Source organism: Streptomyces griseosporeus (genome assembly GCF_014656055.1).
Taxonomy (GTDB): Bacteria; Actinomycetota; Actinomycetes; order Streptomycetales; family Streptomycetaceae; genus Streptomyces; species Streptomyces griseosporeus.
The window spans coordinates 362,187-379,220 of the sequence record NZ_BNBR01000005.1; the positions used below are offsets into that span (position 1 = coordinate 362,187).

General features: G+C 74.5%; 16 protein-coding genes and 1 riboswitch. Of the genes, 11 read left to right on the forward strand and 5 right to left on the reverse strand.

The features are described 5' to 3' along the window. Window positions 1-21: 21 nt before the first annotated feature. A complete protein-coding gene (locus IE308_RS24700; protein ID WP_190219601.1) occupies window positions 22-171 on the reverse strand; it encodes a hypothetical protein in 150 nt (49 codons plus the stop codon). 153 nt (window positions 172-324) lie between these two features. Between IE308_RS24700 and IE308_RS24705 the strand changes: the two genes are divergently transcribed. Further along, on the forward strand, window positions 325-1,668 hold the full coding sequence (locus IE308_RS24705; protein WP_190219602.1) for a helix-turn-helix domain-containing protein: 1,344 nt from the start codon (window positions 325-327) through the stop codon (window positions 1,666-1,668). Between the two features lie 16 nt (window positions 1,669-1,684). Here IE308_RS24705 and IE308_RS24710 read toward each other — a convergent pair whose 3' ends face one another. Continuing rightward, complete coding sequence (locus IE308_RS24710; protein WP_190219603.1) at window positions 1,685-2,455, reverse strand: hypothetical protein; 771 nt, start codon at window positions 2,453-2,455, stop codon at window positions 1,685-1,687. 487 nt (window positions 2,456-2,942) lie between these two features. Between IE308_RS24710 and IE308_RS24715 the strand changes: the two genes are divergently transcribed. Continuing rightward, entirely contained in the window at window positions 2,943-3,914 is a 972-nt protein-coding gene (locus IE308_RS24715) for a nucleoside hydrolase (protein WP_190219604.1), read from the forward strand. Between the two features lie 184 nt (window positions 3,915-4,098). On the opposite strand, the gene nicT is transcribed toward IE308_RS24715, so the two are convergent. The 3 genes from nicT to IE308_RS24730 all read right to left on the reverse strand — a co-directional run bounded on the left by nicT (window position 4,099) and on the right by IE308_RS24730 (window position 7,489). Next, window positions 4,099-5,229: a Nickel transporter NicT gene (gene nicT, locus IE308_RS24720; protein ID WP_110636761.1), complete on the reverse strand. Its 1,131-nt coding sequence runs from the start codon at window positions 5,227-5,229 to the stop codon at window positions 4,099-4,101. A 28-nt stretch (window positions 5,230-5,257) separates the two neighbouring features. Beyond that, a riboswitch (cobalamin riboswitch) is annotated at window positions 5,258-5,448 on the reverse strand. A 124-nt stretch (window positions 5,449-5,572) separates the two neighbouring features. Further along, window positions 5,573-6,505, reverse strand: a complete 933-nt coding sequence (locus IE308_RS24725) for an LAETG motif-containing sortase-dependent surface protein (protein ID WP_190219605.1) — start codon at window positions 6,503-6,505, stop codon at window positions 5,573-5,575. A gap of 219 nt (window positions 6,506-6,724) precedes the next feature. Continuing rightward, window positions 6,725-7,489 carry a DUF4142 domain-containing protein gene (locus IE308_RS24730; protein ID WP_229909033.1) on the reverse strand — a complete coding sequence of 255 codons (765 nt, stop codon included), beginning with the start codon at window positions 7,487-7,489 and terminating at the stop codon, window positions 6,725-6,727. Between the two features lie 279 nt (window positions 7,490-7,768). On the opposite strand from IE308_RS24730, the gene IE308_RS24735 reads away from it, so the two are divergent. From IE308_RS24735 to IE308_RS24775, 9 genes are all read left to right on the forward strand, one after another. After that, the gene (locus IE308_RS24735; RefSeq protein ID WP_190219606.1) at window positions 7,769-8,521 is read left to right on the forward strand and encodes an Ig-like domain-containing protein; all 753 of its coding nucleotides are present in this window, start codon (window positions 7,769-7,771) and stop codon (window positions 8,519-8,521) included. A gap of 118 nt (window positions 8,522-8,639) precedes the next feature. Continuing rightward, window positions 8,640-9,356, forward strand: a complete 717-nt coding sequence (locus tag IE308_RS24740; RefSeq protein WP_190219607.1) for a DUF6445 family protein — start codon at window positions 8,640-8,642, stop codon at window positions 9,354-9,356. 208 nt (window positions 9,357-9,564) lie between these two features. Next, window positions 9,565-11,880 (forward strand): ATP-binding protein, encoded by a 2,316-nt coding sequence (locus IE308_RS24745; RefSeq protein ID WP_190219608.1) that lies wholly within the window; start codon window positions 9,565-9,567, stop codon window positions 11,878-11,880. A gap of 339 nt (window positions 11,881-12,219) precedes the next feature. Then, entirely contained in the window at window positions 12,220-13,116 is an 897-nt protein-coding gene (locus tag IE308_RS24750; RefSeq protein WP_190219609.1) for a M23 family metallopeptidase, read from the forward strand. 92 nt (window positions 13,117-13,208) lie between these two features. Next, on the forward strand, window positions 13,209-13,397 hold the full coding sequence (locus IE308_RS24755; protein WP_110636770.1) for a hypothetical protein: 189 nt from the start codon (window positions 13,209-13,211) through the stop codon (window positions 13,395-13,397). A gap of 24 nt (window positions 13,398-13,421) precedes the next feature. Further along, window positions 13,422-14,126 carry a hypothetical protein gene (locus IE308_RS24760; RefSeq protein ID WP_190219610.1) on the forward strand — a complete coding sequence of 235 codons (705 nt, stop codon included), beginning with the start codon at window positions 13,422-13,424 and terminating at the stop codon, window positions 14,124-14,126. Continuing rightward, window positions 14,123-15,037 (forward strand): DUF6895 family protein, encoded by a 915-nt coding sequence (locus tag IE308_RS24765; RefSeq protein WP_190219611.1) that lies wholly within the window; start codon window positions 14,123-14,125, stop codon window positions 15,035-15,037. The genes IE308_RS24760 and IE308_RS24765 overlap by 4 nt, the downstream gene beginning before the upstream one ends. Further along, window positions 15,034-15,951 carry a DUF6895 family protein gene (locus IE308_RS24770; RefSeq protein WP_190219612.1) on the forward strand — a complete coding sequence of 306 codons (918 nt, stop codon included), beginning with the start codon at window positions 15,034-15,036 and terminating at the stop codon, window positions 15,949-15,951. The genes IE308_RS24765 and IE308_RS24770 overlap by 4 nt, the downstream gene beginning before the upstream one ends. Then, window positions 15,948-17,012 carry a serine hydrolase domain-containing protein gene (locus IE308_RS24775; RefSeq protein WP_190219613.1) on the forward strand — a complete coding sequence of 355 codons (1,065 nt, stop codon included), beginning with the start codon at window positions 15,948-15,950 and terminating at the stop codon, window positions 17,010-17,012. Before IE308_RS24770 ends, IE308_RS24775 begins: the two co-directional genes overlap by 4 nt. The last annotated feature ends 22 nt before the right edge of the window (window positions 17,013-17,034 follow it).

The following is a 17,034-nucleotide window of genomic DNA, read 5'->3' on the forward strand; positions in this document are numbered from 1 at the left end:
GGAGTGCTCGCCGGCCCGGCTCTACGGCTGCTGTGCCGCCCCCGCCACGGGACCCGGCTGCCCGGCGGCTCGCGCGGGCCCCGCGTTGGCGGCGGTGACCAGCGCGGCGACGGCCAGGACGGCGGCGGCGACGGCACGCGCGACCGGGACGGAGGGGCGTCCGTGGCGCACGGAGGGGCGTCCGAGCACGGCAACCTCGCAGGGCGGGCAAGAGCGGTCAACGGCTTTCTCAAGAACGGTTAAGCACGCTTAATCCGCCGTTTAACCTAGGGGCTCACGACGGGCAACGGCAAGAGGGCCCAGGGGAGTTGGGGGCGTGGGGTGGTGGGTGAGCGGGACGAACCCGAGGTCATCGGGCGCCGGGTGCAGCGGCTGCGCGGACAGCGCGGGCTGACCCAGCGGCAGCTGGCGGAGCCGACGTACACACCGGCGTACATCTCCACCCTGGAGGCCGGCCGGGTGCGGCCCTCGGACGCGGCGCTGCGGCACATCGCCGAGCGGCTCGGCGTCGCCGTGGAGGAGCTGGCCACCGGCCGCCCGGCCCGGCTCGTCACCGACCTCAGGCTGCGGCTGACCGAGGCGCAGCGCACCCTCGCCACCGGCGAGGCGGAGCACGCGCGCGAGCAGTACGTGGCGCTGCTCGCGGAGGCGGACGAACACGACCTGGACGAGGTGCGGGCCACCGCCCTGCTGGGACTCGGCGAGTGCGCGCTGGACACGGGCGATCTCTCGGACGCCCGGCGCCACTTCGAGGGCGCGGAGGAGATCCTCGCCGGGCAGCCGCTGCCGGCCCGGGTGCCGGCCCTGCGCGGCCGCGCGGTCTCCCACTACCTGGCCGGTGAACTCCGCTACGCCGTGTACCTCCTGGAGTCCGCCCTCGACGACCTGAACCGGGGCGGCCTGCACGACCCGGACGCGCTGCTGCTGCTCTACGCCTCGGTCATCGGCCCGTACATGGACATGGGCGCGCACGCCCGCGCGGCGCAGGCGGCCGAGTTCGCGCTGGCCCTCGCGCCGAGCGTCGGGGACCCGGCGCTGGTGGCGCGGATGCACCGGTCGGTCGCCCGGACCCTGCTCGCCGAGGGCCGCCTCACCGAGGCGGACGCCTCCCTCGCCAAGGCGGCCGAGCTGTACCGGCAGCTGCAGATCCGCACCGAGCTGGCCAACTGCCACTGGATGCGCGGCTATGTGTACGCCCAGGGCGGCCGGCTGGACGAGGCCGAGGCGGAACTGCGCGAGGCCCTGACGATGCTCACCGCCAAGCGGGCCGGGCTGTACAGCAGCCAGGTCGCGGTCGAGCTGGCGGACGTACTGCACCGCCGGGGCAGGTCGGGGGAGGCGTCCGCGCTGCTGCACGGCGTCCTCGGCGACCTGTCCTCCGAACGCGGCGCGGTCCATGCCGCCGCCGCGCACCGGCTGCTCGGCATCATCGCCGAGGACACCCGCGACACGGAGGCGGCCGAGGAGCACTACGTCCGCGCGCTGAGCCTGCTGGAACGGGCGGGCGCGGCGGGGGACCTGGCCGACCTGTGCCGGCTGCTGGGCGACCTGCTGCGCCGTACCGGCCGGGTGGAGGCGGCGCTGGACGCGTACCGCACGGGCCTGGGCCACCGAACGGCCCCCGGCACGACGACCCTGGGCCCGGCTCCCGCGCAGCCGCCCCTGTGAGCGCCGACGGTTCTTCCTAGACGAGCACCCGCGCCTGCCTGCGCACGTCGGCGAGGCGCTGGGCGCCGACCTGTACGGCGGTGAGGGTGGCGTCGGTGGGGAGGTTGCCGAGGCTGCCGTTGCTGACGGCGAAGGCGTCGTCGCCGACGCGGACGACGGCGAGGTCCAGGGTGAGCACGGTGGCCTCCCCGGTGTCCTCGGCGACGGGCCCGGTCAGGCTGACCCGCAGCCCCTGCCGGTCGTCGCCGACCGGGGGCAGGGAGTAGTCGAGGACCTGCACGTTCTGCACCCCGGCGCGCATCGTCGTGGCGGTGAACCGGGCGCACTTCTGCGGCAGGGAGCGCAGCCAGGCCAGGGTGCGGTCGACGTCGGCGCGGGGGGCGGCGGTGACCTGGTAGCGCAGCTGTGCCTCGGTGTCGAAGTCGTCGAGCCCGACGAGCGCGCGGGCGTCGGGGCCGAGGACCTCGTCGGCGTACAGCACGTCCAGCAGCCGCTGGCAGTCGCGGTCGGCGGTACCGGCCTTCAGCAACGCGTCCCGCCAGACCGCGGCGCCGCGGGTCGGCCCCCAGTTGCCGCCGAGATCGGCGGGGGTGACGAGGGCGGCCTGCGCCTGCGCCGGGGTGAGGGCGGGCACGGCGCTCGGGGCGGGGGCGCTGCTCTTCCCTGCCGTGGAGCCGGCGCTCGGGGTGTCCCGCTCCTGCCCCATCTCCAGATACGCACCGGAACACCCGGCGACGCCCACGAGGATGACCGAGACGAGCAGAACACGAACACGGGGCCGGGGCATCGGGGCTCCTTGGCGGCGGTGGGATGCGTTTCTCCAGGTCAGCAGCCGTTGCGTGGGCGTGCCAGCGGGGTGGCCCTCTCGGGTGATCAGCACCCGGCGCTGGTGCGGGCCGGGGGTGGGTCGCGCACCCGGCGCTACGGGGTGCCGCTGCGCCCACCCGTGCCGCCCCTAGCGGCACGACTGCCCGCAGCTAAGTCGGATGGCGGCCGGTAGACGCGTACGGCGGGAAGGGGACGTGTCGGGGGGTGTCCGCCCGCAGCGGGCGCCGGAAAGTGACGGCGCGAATTTGACCGTACCCAGCGGCGCACCGAGGACGGATACCCCCCGGCGCGGCCCCGCCCCCACCACCCGCCGTAGGCGCTACATCAGCCACCCACCCACAGCCACGGGCCGCCGCAGGCATTTAGGGGCGCGGGGAACTGCGCGATCAGCCCCCACCGGCCCGCAGACGCATATCGTCGGTACGACCGGAAAGAGAGGCGCCCCCGTGAGCAGCCAGCCGCAGCCCCGCACCCCAGTGATCATCGACTGTGACACCGGCGTGGACGACGCCCTCGCCCTCCTCTTCGCCGTGCGGCACCCCGCCCTCGACGTCCGCGCCATCACCTGCGTCGCCGGCAACACGGACGTGGACGGCGTCGTCCGCAACACGCTCACCGTGCTGGATCAGGCGGGCGCCCCCGATATCCCCGTGGCGCGCGGCGCCGAGCGTCCCCTCATCGAGCCGCCCCGCACCGCGCCCGTGCACGGCAGCGACGGCATGGGCGACCTCGGCCTGCCCGCCCCCGCCCGCCAACCGGTCGACATGGACGCGGTCACGCTGCTGCGCCGCGAGATCCTCGCCTCACCGACCCCCGTGACGCTGATCCCCACGGCCCCGCTCACCAACATCGCCCTGCTCCTGCGCACCCACCCCGAGGTCACCCGCAACATCGAGCGGATCGTCTTCATGGGCGGCGCGGTCGAGGTCGGCAACGCCACTCCGGTCGCCGAGTTCAACGTCTGGCACGACCCGGAGGCCGCCGCGATCCTCCTCACGGCAGGGGTGCCGACGACGATGTACGGCCTGGACGTGTTCACCCGCGTCGTCGTCCCGGCCCCCACGGTGCACCGCCTGCGCGAGAGCCGCGACCCCGGCACCCGCCTGGCCGGCGACCTCCTCGCCCACCGTCCCGCGATGCCCGGCAGCAGCCCGGACGACTCGGAGGCCGGCGGCCTCGGCGACGCGGGCGCGGTCTGCGCGGTCGCCGACCCGGCCGGTATCACCACCCGCCTCCTCCCGGTCGAGGTCTCCCTCGCTCCGGGCCCCACCCGGGGCCAGACGATCGTCGACCGCCGCCCCCGCCCGGGCGAGGCGGAACACCACGGCGAGGCCCGTACGACGCCCCTGGTGGACGTGGCCGTCGACGTGGACGTGGACCGCTTCGTGAAGCTGTACCTGGAGACGGTGGAGCGCTAGGGCGTGTCCGCAAAGTCCCGTCTGCCGCCCGACGCCCGGCACGCCCTCTCGCCGCACCGGCCGGTCTCCCGCGTACAACCAGTACGCGGGCGCCCGTCCGGCACGGCGAGAGCACGCACCGGACGCCGCTCGGCCCGCCCTCCGGGCGGACGACGCGCCTTTGCGGACACGCCCTGGACCTGGACTAGTCGTCAGCGACGCCGGCCCCCGCCGTCCACCGCTCCTCCACCTTCGCCACGTGCCAGTACCCGATGGCCGCCGCCCACACGACCACGAACAGCGCGACGATGAGGTAGCCGACGTTGTCCAGGTCGAGGCCGGCGATCCACTCGGTCACCGCGTCGGAGAGGGCGAGCTTGTCGTGCAGGACGCCGACGAGTTCGATCGTGCCGATGACGAACGCGACCGCGATGGACAGGCCGGTGATGGTGAGGTTGTAGAAGACCTTGCGGACGGGGTTGGAGAACGCCCACTGGTAGGCGAAGTTCATGAACGTGCCGTCGAGCGTGTCGAACAGGCTCATCCCCGCGGCGAACAGCAGCGGCAGGCACAGGATGGCGTACCAGGGCAGGCCGGCCGCCGCGCCGGAGCCCGCCATCACCATCAGCGTCACCTCGGTCGCGGTGTCGAAGCCGAGGCCGAAGAGGAAGCCGAGCGGGAACATCTGGCCGGGCCGGGACACCGACCGGGTCAGCCGGCCCAGGATGCGGTTCATGAACCCGCGGGAGTCCAGGTGCTCTTCGAGTTCCCTCTCGTCGTACGTCCCCGCCCGCATCGCGCGGAACACGCGCAGGATCCCGACCAGCGCCACCAGGTTCAGCGCGGCGATCAGATAGAGGAAGGTCCCGGAGACGGTCGTACCGAGGACGCCCAGCACCTGGTGGGTGCGGGAGTCCTCGTTCATCACCTTGCCGGCCAGCTGGGTGCCGCCCGCGATGAGCAGGGACAGCAGCACCACCACGCTGGAGTGGCCGAGCGCGAACCAGAACCCCACCGACACGGGCCGCTTGCCGTCGGCCATCAGCTTGCGGGTGGTGTTGTCGATGGCGGCGATGTGGTCGGCGTCGAAGGCGTGCCGCATGCCCAGCGTGTAGGCGGTGACGCCGAGTCCGACGCCGAAGGCCTTGGTGCCGACCTCGTAGTGGCCGGGCACGACGAGGAGGAAGAGGATGCCGAAGGCGACGACGTGCAGGAGGGCGATCACCCCCATCAGCCCGGCCGTCTTCAGGGTGTCCTCGCGCCGCCAGCGGAAAGCCGCGGCGGTCGCCGTACCCGTGGTCGCACCCGTCGCCGTATCGGTCGCAGGCTCGGTCATCCGGTCACGCTCCAGCACCTCGTGGATCACTTCGTGAGATGCCGCGGCCGGTCTCCTGGCTGACGGGTGCACACGTCGCCGTCCCTGCCTTCCCAGCCGTCGTACGACGCCCAGTGGCCCGGTGGTCAACCGGACGGAACGGAAACTCCCCGATCACAGTGGCGAGGGCCGCGCCGGTCTCCCACCGGCTTCCCGAGCACCACGGCCTGCCCACCGTAGGTGGGGGCGGGGGGTGTTGCCCAGCGGAGCGGGGAACGGGTTGGAAAGATCACAGACAGGGAGAACCAGAACCGGGAGCCGGTCACGACGGACCGGCTCCCGACAACCACGCACCGCGCCCGGGCTACGCCCGCTTGCGCCGCGCCGCCACCATGACCGCCGCGCCGCCCGCGAGCAGCACCGCCGCACCGGTCACCAGCACGCCGGTGTTGTTGCCACCACCGGTCTCCGCGAGGTCACCGCTGCCGCCGTTCGGCGAGGGGGAGGCGACGGCACCCGCCGGCACGGACGCCGACGGCGAGGCCGGCTCGGCGGGCGCCGACGGCTCGGGCGAGCCGGCCGGCGGTGCGGACTCCGCCGGCGCGGACGGCTCCGACGTGCCCGAAGGCGTCCCGGACGGCGTGCCCGACGGGGTCTGCGACGGCGTACCCGACGGCGGCTGCTCCGCCGTGCAGTCCTTCGTCCCGCCGTTCCACGCGGCGATCAGCTTGTCCTTGATGACGGGCCGGTCCGGCCCCTTGGGCAGCTCGCCGTGGACGAGCCCGTCCTGCGCGTCGAGCACGCCGTCGAACTTCACGGCGCCGCGGTACAGGTCGACCTGCGCGAAGCAGCCCGCGTCCGGCACGGCGATGTCGAGGGTGTCCGTGGCGCCCGGCTTGACGGTCACCGTGTCGAAGTCGACGAAGACCTGCTCGCCGGAGGTGGCGAAGCTCGCGCCGTGGGCGAGGTAGGAGGCGAGCGAGGCCGTGCAGGACGCGGCGTCGTCGGCGGCGCGGACGGTGACGTGGACCTTGCCGTCCCCGGTCGGCTTCAGGTTCTGGTCGTCGACCTTGACGGAGTCGTAGAAGTGGCTGCCGTCGAGGGAGAACTGGCAGCGGTCGGTCCCGGTCTCCGTCCCCGCGCCGGTGCCGGGCCGGTACTGGCCGCCGGCCTTCCAGCCGTCGCCGCCGGGCGTGCCGGTCGCCCAGGCGCCGGAGGCGGAGGCGGCGCACAGGGCGAGCGCCGCGGCGCCCGTCCCCAGAAGGCGCCGCGCGGTGACACGTCTCGCTATGGACATGTGCATCCCATCTTGCAAGTGCAGGGGTGAGGGGGCACGGATCCGCACGCAACGCGCAGGCGCGCGTCGGCCCCCGTGGTCATGGTCGATACGTCAGGGCACCGGGCTCAGTGGTCAACTGCCGCCCCAGTGCCCGCACATGTTTGACCGGTGATCAAACCCCTGTCAACCAGCGGCGCAGCAAAGAAAGTTCAACTTTCATTCAGCCTTCACGGTCCGTCATCGCACCGTCGGCGACGGTGAGGGTGCCGCCGGGTCCCCGGGCACCGGTACCGGTGTCGAGGTCGCGTTCGGCGGGGGCGTCAGCACCACCTGGGGCTGGCCGACGGCCGGCGGCGGCGGGGTGACGTCGGTGTCGGGGAGCTTGGGCGGGGCGGTCTGCTGGAAGAGGGCTTGGTCGAAGTTGACGAGGCCGGTCTTCTCCATGACCGTGATGTGGTCCAGGACGGTGTCGTTGGCCTGGTCGGCGAGCGCCCGGACCAGGCTGTTCTTGGTCGTGGACCGGATCTTCGCGACGGTGTTGAAGATCGAACCGTGCGTGATCCGCAGGATGTTGGCGAAGTCGGAGTCGAACTGCCGCCCGCTGTCGGCGTTCAACTGCGCGACGAAGCCCTGCTGTTGGGGGCTGGCCAGGTTGGGCAGCGTGATGTTCAGCATGGGCGCGATCTTGCGGCAGGTGGTGTCCAGCGCGGCGTGCCCGTCGATCAGGTGCTGCCCGGCGGTGACGACCTCCTTGCTGGTGCCCTTCTGCACGGCCATCTGTCCGACCGGGTACTCCCACAGGCCGGCCGCCCGCACCTTCACCACGAAGTCCCGGTCGGCCTCGGTGAGCGGCCCCCACTGGGTCTGCGCGATGATGCGCGAGGTGTCCGTCGACACCGTCTTCACGCCGAGCATCGCGGGATAGGCGAGCGCGGCCAGCGTCAGGCTCAACGCCCCGCCCACGAAGAGGGTTCCCGTCGCGTTCCGCGAAAACCGCACCATGCCTCCTGCCCGGTCGGGGGACCGCCCCGAGGGGCGGATCGGACACGGGGAAGTACGGACACGGGACGCGCCGGAACCTTTTGGTTTGGCAAAGAATCCCGGTGGCCCGTCGGTGGCCGCTGCCGGGACCGGCCCCCACCGCCCAGACGGGTGGCCCTGCCCGACGCCTTCGCCCATGTGGTCGAACGGCGCGCGGCAGGAGGCGGGCGGACCGTGAGAATCGAACGGGGGTGCACGACCCAATGTCCCGACGTCGTACGCCGTACAGGGAGTCACCCGATGAGAAACCCGAGATCACACCCGAGGAGGACGGCCGCCTTCGTCCTCTGCGCCGCGGCCGCGCTCACCGCGGCCCTCCCGGCCCCGGCCGGCGCGGCCGATGCCGCCCGCAGCCGCGAACTGTGGGGCTCGGTCACGATCGTGCCCGGCCGCGAGGGCGTCCTGGAGGTCACCGGGTACGCCGGATCCGCGCCCGGCGCCGGATCCCGGCTGACACTGACCGCGCCCGGCACCGCCCGGGTCACCGCCGTGCCCCTCGCCGACACCGGCTACCGGGGCGCTGTCGCCGCCGACCGCGCCAGCGCCACGTACACCTTCGCGGGAGCGGCGCCGGAGGTCCGCCCCTGGCAGGGCCGTACGTTCCCGTTCGTGCTGTCGGTGCCCGCGAGTGCCGTCCCCGGCACCCGGCTGCCGGGCTGCGCCCTGCGCCTCACCGACGCGCGGGGGACCGCCCTGGACGAGGGCACCTGCACGGTCACCGTCGGTCTGCCCGAGCCGACGCTGCACACCCCGCTGTCCGGCGTGCCCGGCGGCAGCCGCCCGCAGACGGCCGGGACGGCCTACCCGGGCGCCCAGGTCAGCGTCCGCGACCAGGACGAGAACGAGGTGTGCTCCACCACCGCGGGCGCCGACGGCACCTGGTCCTGTCTGCCCGGCGTCGACCTGCCCGCGGGCCCGGTCCGCCTCCAGGCGACCGCCACGCTGAACGGTGTGACGGCGGCGAGCGAGCAGGTCCACATCACGGTGCGCTGAGGGGCGGCGGAACGGGCAGGTGCGCCGGACGGGTTGGCGAAGGATTGACCGTTCCCCGGCCGAATCCGGACCCTTTCCCGGGAGAGTCGATAGGGACCTCCGCCCTAGATTCGGCCGCATGCCCCCACAGCCTCCTGGGCCCCCGTACGCCCCGCGGCCCCCGCGCGTCCCGGCCGCCCTGCCCGTCCTCCCCTACCGCAAGCCCACCCGGGGTCGCGACTACTGGGTCCTGGACGACGTCCTGCCCGACGTCGACGCGGTGCGGGAGCGCTGCCTCGCCAAGGACGAGGACGACTGGGTGAAGGGGCACCCCTACACCTCCGAGACCTGGCCGGGACTGCGCACCATGCCGGGCCTGGAGCCCGGTGAACTGGCCCGCGTGGAGCGGCTGGTGCGGCAGGCGACCGGGGCGAGGGAGCTGTGGGTGCAGCGGGCGCCCGGCGGCGGCACCCTCAACCACAACTGCGTGCAGGTCGTCGGGGAGGGCGAGAGCGAGCCGCGCCCGCACACCGACTCGCGCGCCCTGTGCCGGTACGCGGCCGTGCTGTACCTCAACCCGGGCGTGCCCAAGGACTGCGGGACGAGCTTCTACCGCCAGTCCCTGCCGGGCGGGCGGCTCGGCGGCAACATCGTGCAGGCCCCGCACACCAACCTCGTGGAGGCGCTGGGCACGCGGTTCGTCGCGCCGGACGCCTTCGAGGAGGACGTCCGCGTCCCGCACCGGTACAACCGGCTGCTGCTGTACCACGCCAACCTGGTGCACAGCGCGACCGGTTACTTCGGCCGGACGCCGGCGGAGAAGCGGATGACAGCGGTGTTCTTCTGGATGGCCTGAACCCGCCCGTCGCAGGGGTGGCCTGAACCCGTCCGGCCGGATCCCGGCGGCGTAAGCCGATGTCCGCCTCTCACCCCCCGTGCGGGTGTTCGGCCTTCCGTCCCCGTGCGGGTGATACCTCGGTAGGCGCCCCTGGACGCCATTCACGCAGGGGAGTCGTATGCCTACGCTGTGATGGTCGAGTGCGTAGGGCGTACGGGGGCGGAACGTGGGATTCGGCTTCGGGCAGCGGCGGGGCGGTCACCTGCCCGCGGAACTGACCAGCTTCGTCGGCAGGGCGGGCGAACTCGCCGTGATCCGCGAGGCGCTGGCGGGGACGCGGCTGGTCACCCTGGTCGGCCCCGGCGGCGTGGGCAAGAGCCGTACGGCGCTGCGGGCGGCCGCCGAGGCGCAGGGCCGCTTCACCGACGGGGTGCGGCTTGTGGAGCTGTCGGCGCTGCACGACGCCGAGCTGGTCCCGGCGGTGCTGGCCGGGGTGCTGGAGCTGCCCGAGCAGTCCGGCATGAGCCCGCTGGACGCGGTGGTGGAGCATCTGCGCGGGCGGCGCCTGCTGATCGTGCTGGACACGTGTGAGCACCTGGTCGACGCGTGCGCGATGCTCTGCGACATCCTGCTGCGCGAGGCGCCCGGCCTGAGCGTCCTCGCCACCAGCCGGCAGCCGCTGGACGTGCCCGGCGAGCACTGCGTGCCGATCGCCCCGCTCTCCCGCGACGACGCCGTCGACCTGTTCCTGCAGCGGGCCGCGGCCGTCACCGGCGGCCTCGGGGTGGGCGACGACGACCGGGAGCGCACCCTCGCCCTGGTCGACCGGCTCGACGGGATCCCGCTCGCGCTGGAGCTGGCCGCGGTGCGGCTGCGGGCGGTGCCGCTGGCCGAGCTGGTGGCCCGCCTGGACCGCCGCTTCGAGGTGCTGACCGGCGGCCGGCGCACCGCGCTGACCCGGCACCAGACCCTGCGCACCGCCATCGACTGGTCGTACGACCTGTGCACCGCGCAGGAGCGGCTGCTGTGGGCGCGGCTGAGCGCGTTCGCGGGCCCCTTCGACCTGCGGGCCGCCGAACGGGTGTGCGCGGGCGGCGAGTTACCCGCGGAGCGGGTGGTGGAGGCGCTGATCGGGCTGGTGGACAAGTCGGTCGTGCAGCGCATCGGCGAGCAGGGCGACCGCTACCGGCTGCTGGACACGATCCGCGAGTACGGCGCGGACCGGCTGGCGCCGGCGGACGACCGGGCGGACGTCCTGGCCCGGCACTTCGCCCACTACGAGGAGCTGGTCGGCCGTTTCTGGGACGAGTTCACCGGCCCCTCCCAGGTCGCCCTGCACCGCGCGGTCCGGCGGGACGCGGCCGATGTGCGGGCCGCGCTGGAGTACGGCTGCGCGACCGAGGGGCGGGCGGTGGACGCGCTGTGGCTGGCGGCGCGGCTCGGGCCGTACTGGCGGGCGGCGGGCACCCTGTCCGAGGGCCGGTACTGGATCGACAAGGGGCTGGAGCGCACCCCGGGGGACTGCCCGGAGCGGGCCTGGGGCCTGTTCATGACGGGCGTGTTCGCCATCTGGTCGGGCGACCTGGACACCGCCATGGAGCGTTTCCCGGAGGCGCACCAGGTGGCCCGGCGGGCCGGGGAGCGGCGGGTGGAGCTGTTCGCGGAGGCCTACCTCGGCGCGCTGACCGCGCTGGGCGGGGCCGTCGAGGAGGGGCTGGCCGCGCTGGAGGACGCCCGGCGGCGGATCGTCGCCTCCCGCGACGGCCTCGGCATCGGTGTCATCCACTACGAGGCGGCGCTGCTGCGGGCCGTGCTCGGCGATCACGTCGGCGCGCTGGAGCTGTGCGCGACGGGGCTGTCGTATCTGGAGGGCACGGGCGAGCGGCAGTTGTACGCCTCCACGCTCGCCGTGCAGGGGATGATCCTGGCGCTGACCGGGGAGCACGAGGAGAGCGCGGAGCTGTTCGGGCGGGCGCTGCGGGCCGCCGGGGAGATCGGCGAGGTGCTGGTGGCGGCGCTGGCCTGTCTGGGTCTCGCCTGGTACGAGGCGCGGCGGGAGCGCTGGGTGCGGGCGTGCTGGCTGCTCGGGTACGCCGAGCACGCGCGCCGGCTGGGCGGTGACCCGGTGGCGATGCTGCCGCGGCTGCTGGAGGAGCAGGAGGCGGTGCAGAAGGCGGTCCGGGCGGCGCTGGGCGCCGGGGAGTTCGAGCGGTGGCGGGACGCGGGCGCGCGGATGTCGGGCCGTCAGGTGCTGGAGGCGGTGGAGGCCGACCTGGACGTGCCCGGCGAGCGGCGGGCCCCGGAGCGCGCGGTGCTGCCCCGGCAGGGCGCGGTCCGCTCGGTGGACGTCCTCACGCGGCGCGAGCGGGAGGTGGCGGCGCTGGTCGCGCAGGGCCTGTCCAACCGGGAGGTCGCCGAACGCCTCGTCATCTCCAAGCGCACGGTGGACGCCCACGTGGAGCACATCCTCGCCAAGCTCGGCATCACGTCCCGCACGGACATCCCGGCGCCCACCGGCCCCGCCGGGGCGGGCCATACGTAGGTAGCCGGGTCGCCCGGCAGGCGGGGAGTACGTGTACGGATCTTCCGCGGACCGTGATGCGCGGGAGCGGGCCGGCAGGGCAGCCTGGTGGTGCCGCCCGGGGGACGAGCAGTTCCGGGTGCCGACACCGTGCACTGGAATCCCCCCACGGCTGTCGTGGCAGGCACCCGGCACCGAGCCTCCCCCTGGCGGCGCACAGCGGGGCTGCCCCTGGTCGGCGGGGCAGCCCCGCTCAAATCCGGCGGAAGCGGGGGCCGTACTGCGCTGAACGGAGGAACGCGCCGACGTGCGCGGCCCGTTCGCGGCGGGTCGGCGGCCGTACGGGCCGACCATCGGGCAATGCGACGAGAACGAGCCCTCCTGCGGGGCGTCTTGGTGGCGGCGACCGCGTTCCTGGTCGTCCTGCTCCCGCCTCCGCTGCACGCTCCCGCGCCCGCCCCGCCCGCCGTCCGGGACGACGGCCGGCCGCCCGCCCCTCACGCCGACCGGTTCGACCGGGTGCTGCGGGACGCGGCCCGGCGGACCGCCGAGCACGAGAAGGCCCGCGACCGGGCGGACCGGCTGCGGCGGGAGGTGGAGCGGCTGCGGGCCGAGGCGAAGGCCGGGGAAGGGGCCGGTGCCGGGGAGCGTGCCGGCCGCGTCACCCAGGCCGACGTGGAGCGGGCCGTCGCCGAGCTGCGGGCCGCCGAGCGGCGCCGGAAGGGCATCAGGGACCGGCTGTGGCGGGAGCTGGAGGAGGCCCAGCCGGGGTTCGCCACCGCCGGTCCGGACGGCTGTGACCTGGGACGACGCAGTAAACCGCCGCGCAAGCGCCCCGCGGGCTGGGTGTCGCCCGCCCAGGGGCACCGGCTGACCGCCGGTTGGGCCGCGCGCGGTGAGCGCTGGCGCTCGCGGCACACCGGCCAGGACTTCGCGGTCCGCGCGGGCACCCCCGTGCGGGCCGTCGGACCGGGCACGGTCCGCGTCATCGCCTGCGGTGACGCCTACGGCAACCAGGTCCTCGTCCGGCACGCCGACGGCTACTTCACGCAGTACGCGCACCTGTCCCGGATCGACGTCCGTCCCGGTCAGCGGGTCGAGGCGGGCCAGCGCCTCGGCACGGCGGGCGCCACGGGCAACGCCACCGGCCCGCATCTGCACTTCGAGGTCCGTGTCACCCCGTACCTGGGCTCGGCGGTGCCGCCCCTGCCGTGGCTGCGGCGGCACGGCGTCCCTCTGAAGTTGAAAAAGGGATAAAAACTGATTTAGGCGATATGTGCATACTCCCGTGGCGGGTGGCAACTTGAGTGACAGATGATCCGACAAGCCACCACAGGGAGATGGTGCACATGACCGCCAAGGAGTGGACGATCGACGAAGTCGCGGCAGTGCGCGAAGTCGATCTCGAAGAAGCGCTGGACCCCGCCGAGCCCGACGGCGTCTACCGCGACAGCAGGCAGTGCGCGGCGCTGGCCCTCCAGTCCGGGTCGACCACGCTGCTGCTCTCCCCGCCGACCCCGCGGCCCAAGAAGGGCTGACGGAGCGACCGACGGGAGCATCCCATGGAGCAGTCAGGTACTTCGGCCCTTCTGCAGGGCGTGGTGCAGGACCTCGCTTCCGGTGTGGCCGCCGCCCTCCGCGGCGGCGGCCCCGCCGTCTTCCCCGGCGGGGTCCCGCCGGAAGAGCCGCCGGACGGCATCCTGATCGCCGCCGTCCGGGTGCTGGGAGCGGACCTGCTCCTGCCGCACGTGCTCTTGCACACCCCACCCGCGGAACGCGAAGTGACGCTGCTCCGCAGGGCCGTTGACGCCTTCACGCCGGCGGCCGACGCCGCCCCGACCGTGCGCTGGAGCCACTGGGGCATGTCCCGTGGCCTGCACACCGCCGGGGTACGGTACGGCCCGGCCGGCGGCGGACCGGGCGCCGAACCCGATGCCGGGTGGCTCGACGAGACCTCCTGGCAGGCCCTGACACACCGATTGGCGGTCCTCGCCGCGCTCGCCGTGCCCGGCGAGGACTGCGCCCTCGCCCGGGGAGCCCAGCGCCGCGTCGTCGACGTCAGCCGCGGCTTCGTCCGGGCGGTACGCCGCCGTGACTGGCGGCAGGCCGCCGGGGCCGGACGCTGGCTCGCCGTCCTGGACGGCGTCCCGGAGACGCTCGGCCTGGGCTCCGGGCTCGACTTCGTGGAACTCATGGGCGGCACCGACCCGGTCGTCGACCTCCAGGTGCGGGCGGCCCGCCTGATACGCGCCGGAGTCCCCGTATGACCCCGGACCTCGTCCGTGACGTGGCCGTCACGTCCCTCGCCTGGCTCGGCGCCCGCCGCAAGCGCTTCGTGCTCGGCACGGAGGCGCTGGAGGCGGCCGGAGCCGTCAACTCCACCTGGAAACCCCTCGGCGAACTCGCCCAGGTCTGCTCGACGGTCCTGCGGCACACCGACCCCGCCGACCCGCTGCACGCCCGCGCGACCGACCTGCTCGCCTTCGCCTGGGACCAGACCGACCAGGGCGAGCTGCTGGTCCGTCAGCAGCGCCGGGAGCCCTTCGCGACGTACCCGCTGGAGGTGTACGCGGCGTTCGCCTCCGCCGGGCTGCGGAACGACGCCTTCGCCGAGCTGACCTCGGCCGTCGCCCGCGCCCGGGGCCGGCAGCTGGTCGAGCAGGTCCCGACACGGCGGCTCGGCGTGCTCTTCGCCGAGCGGCACTGCGGCCGGGACACCGGCGCGTCCGTGCCGGAGGTGGTGGACCGCACCTGGCTGGGCGGCCTCGCCGAACCCTGGACCTTCGAACGCCTGTCCGGGTACGCGCTGACCCACGTCGTCTTCCACCTCACCGACTGGGGCCGCGGCGGACCGGGCGTCCCCCCGCATCTCGCCACCCACCTCACCCTGTGGCTGCCGCCCTGGCTGGACACCTGCCTGGACGCCGGCCACTGGGACCTGACCTGCGAGCTGCTCGCGGTCGCGGCGAGCGTCCCGGACCCGCCGGACGCCGCGCCCGACCCGGGCACCCTCGCGGCGGCCTGGGAGCGGATCGCCGCCGCCCGCTGCCCCTCCGGCGCGATCCCCGAGGAGGAGGAGATCCGCGCGGGGGCGGACGACGAGCCCGAGTTCACCTGGACCTACCACTCCACCCTGATGGCGGCCTTCGCCGCCGTGCTGCAAGGAGCACGCACATGACCGGCCCGCGCCTGCTGCACACCGTCGGGGTCCGTGCCATCGAGTGGCTGTGGGCCCACCGCGACGGCTTCCGCCTGGAAACGGACGTGGACCCGGAGGTCGGGTTCCTGGAACGCTTCAAACCGATCGGCGAACTCGCCCAGGTCTGCAAGGTGCTCTTCCGCGAGGGCGTCGCCGGGTCACAGCAGTCCCGCCTGGCCCGGCAGCTCCTCGACCACGTCTGGCGCGAGACCCTGGACGGCGGCCTGATGCTGGTGCGCGGACAGCGCACCGAGCCCTTCTCGCCGGTGCCGTTCGAGGTGTACCTGCCGTTCCGGGAGCTGGGATACAGCCAGCCCGGGATCGAACGGGCCGCCACGCTGAACCACCGGCTGCTGAGCTGCGCCGCCTTCGAGACTACCGCCACCCGCAGGCTCGGCATGTCGGCGTTCCAGCGCCGCTTCGGACTGACGCCCCGCCCGCCGGAGGCGGAGTCCTACGCCCGGACCTGGCTGGCCCGCACCCCCGAGCCGTGGACCGTGGAGGGCCACACGGCCTACGACATCACGCACGCCGTCTTCCACCTCACCGACTGGGGCGAACACCCGGACCGGCTGCCCGCCGACGCCGCCGCCTATCTGGAGACGTGGCTGCCGGTGTGGATCGACGACTGGACCGACCTGAGGCGCTGGGACCTGCTCGGCGAGCTGCTGGTCGTCGACGCCTGCCTGCCCCGCCCCACCCTCGACGAGCAGGCCTGGCAGGCCTTCGCCGCGGCCCAGCAGCCCGACGGGGCGATGCCCGCGGTGCGGGAGATGCCGACGGGCGACCCGGACGAGGTGTTCGACATCGTCTACCACCCCACCCTCGTCGCCGCGTTCGCCTCCACCCTGGCGACCTCCCGGTCCCTGAGCGACCTGGCGGCCGCCTCATGAGCGCCCGCACCGACGTGCTGCTCGCCCCCGCCGCCGACGCCGCGCTGCGGGAGCGGCTGGCCGAGGCGGTGACGGGAGCCGACGCGCCCGACGCGGTGTTCGCCGTGTCCCGGCACGGCCGGCGGATCGTCCACAGCGGCGGCCATGGCCCCGCTCCCGCCGTGGCCCGCGAGAACCTGCGCTACGAGATCGGCTCGGCGACCAAGACCTTCACCGGGCTGCTGCTGGCCCGGCTCACCGAGCGCGGCGTCCTGACCGGCGCCGAGTCCGCCGCCGCGTGCCTCGCCCGGACCGGACGGAGGACGGCCCGGGCGGCCGCGGCGGCCCGCACCGCGCCGGTGACGCTGACCCACCTCGCCACCCACACCGCCGGACTGCCCGCCCTGCCCGCCGGCTTCTACCCCCGCGCGCTGCCCGCCTGGCGCACCCACCCCTACGCCCGCTACCCCGCCGACCGGGTCGTCGACGCGTTCCTGCGCCACCGCCCCCGGCACCGCCCCGGCACCCGCTGGCACTACTCCAACTTCGGTGTCGCCGTCCTCGGCCACGCCCTCGCCGCGGCGACCGGCACCCCCTGGGAGGACCTGGTCACCGCCGAGGTCCTGCGCCCGCTCGGCCTCGGCGCGACCGTCCTGCGCCCCGGTACGGCGCCCGGGGACGCCACCGGCCACACCAAGGACGGCCACGCCCCCACCGAGCCGTTCGACCCCGGGGGCTTCCAGGCGGCGGGCGCCGTCCGGGCCACCCCGCACGACCTGCTCACCTTCCTGGAAGCCCACCTGGACCCGGCGGCCACGCCGCTGCCCGGGGCGCTGCGGGCCGTGCGCGTCCCCGTGCTGCGCCGCGGCCTGGACCACCGGCACGTTCACACTCTGACGTGGTTCCAGCACCCCACCGACGGCGGGCCGATGTACTTCCACAGCGGCGCCACCCTGGGCCAGCAGGCGTTCCTCGGGTTCCGGCCCGACACCGGGACCGCCGTCGCGGCGGTGTGCACCCGCCGGTTCCGGGCCCGCGACCCGTTCGTGGCGACGGCGTACGCGCTGCTCTTCGACGGCTGACCCGGCGTGCGGCACTGGCCTC

Coding starts and splice junctions, on each gene's coding strand:
- IE308_RS24710 (WP_190219603.1), bottom strand. CDS start 2,455: ATGCCCCGGCCCCGTGTTCGTGTTCTGCTCGTCTCGGTCATCCTCGTG.
- nicT (WP_110636761.1), bottom strand. CDS start 5,229: ATGACCGAGCCTGCGACCGATACGGCGACGGGTGCGACCACGGGTACG.
- IE308_RS24725 (WP_190219605.1), bottom strand. CDS start 6,505: ATGTCCATAGCGAGACGTGTCACCGCGCGGCGCCTTCTGGGGACGGGC.
- IE308_RS24730 (WP_229909033.1), bottom strand. CDS start 7,489: ATGGTGCGGTTTTCGCGGAACGCGACGGGAACCCTCTTCGTGGGCGGG.
- IE308_RS24735 (WP_190219606.1), top strand. CDS start 7,769: ATGAGAAACCCGAGATCACACCCGAGGAGGACGGCCGCCTTCGTCCTC.
- IE308_RS24740 (WP_190219607.1), top strand. CDS start 8,640: ATGCCCCCACAGCCTCCTGGGCCCCCGTACGCCCCGCGGCCCCCGCGC.
- IE308_RS24750 (WP_190219609.1), top strand. CDS start 12,220: ATGCGACGAGAACGAGCCCTCCTGCGGGGCGTCTTGGTGGCGGCGACC.
- IE308_RS24755 (WP_110636770.1), top strand. CDS start 13,209: ATGACCGCCAAGGAGTGGACGATCGACGAAGTCGCGGCAGTGCGCGAA.
- IE308_RS24760 (WP_190219610.1), top strand. CDS start 13,422: ATGGAGCAGTCAGGTACTTCGGCCCTTCTGCAGGGCGTGGTGCAGGAC.
- IE308_RS24765 (WP_190219611.1), top strand. CDS start 14,123: ATGACCCCGGACCTCGTCCGTGACGTGGCCGTCACGTCCCTCGCCTGG.
- IE308_RS24770 (WP_190219612.1), top strand. CDS start 15,034: ATGACCGGCCCGCGCCTGCTGCACACCGTCGGGGTCCGTGCCATCGAG.
- IE308_RS24775 (WP_190219613.1), top strand. CDS start 15,948: ATGAGCGCCCGCACCGACGTGCTGCTCGCCCCCGCCGCCGACGCCGCG.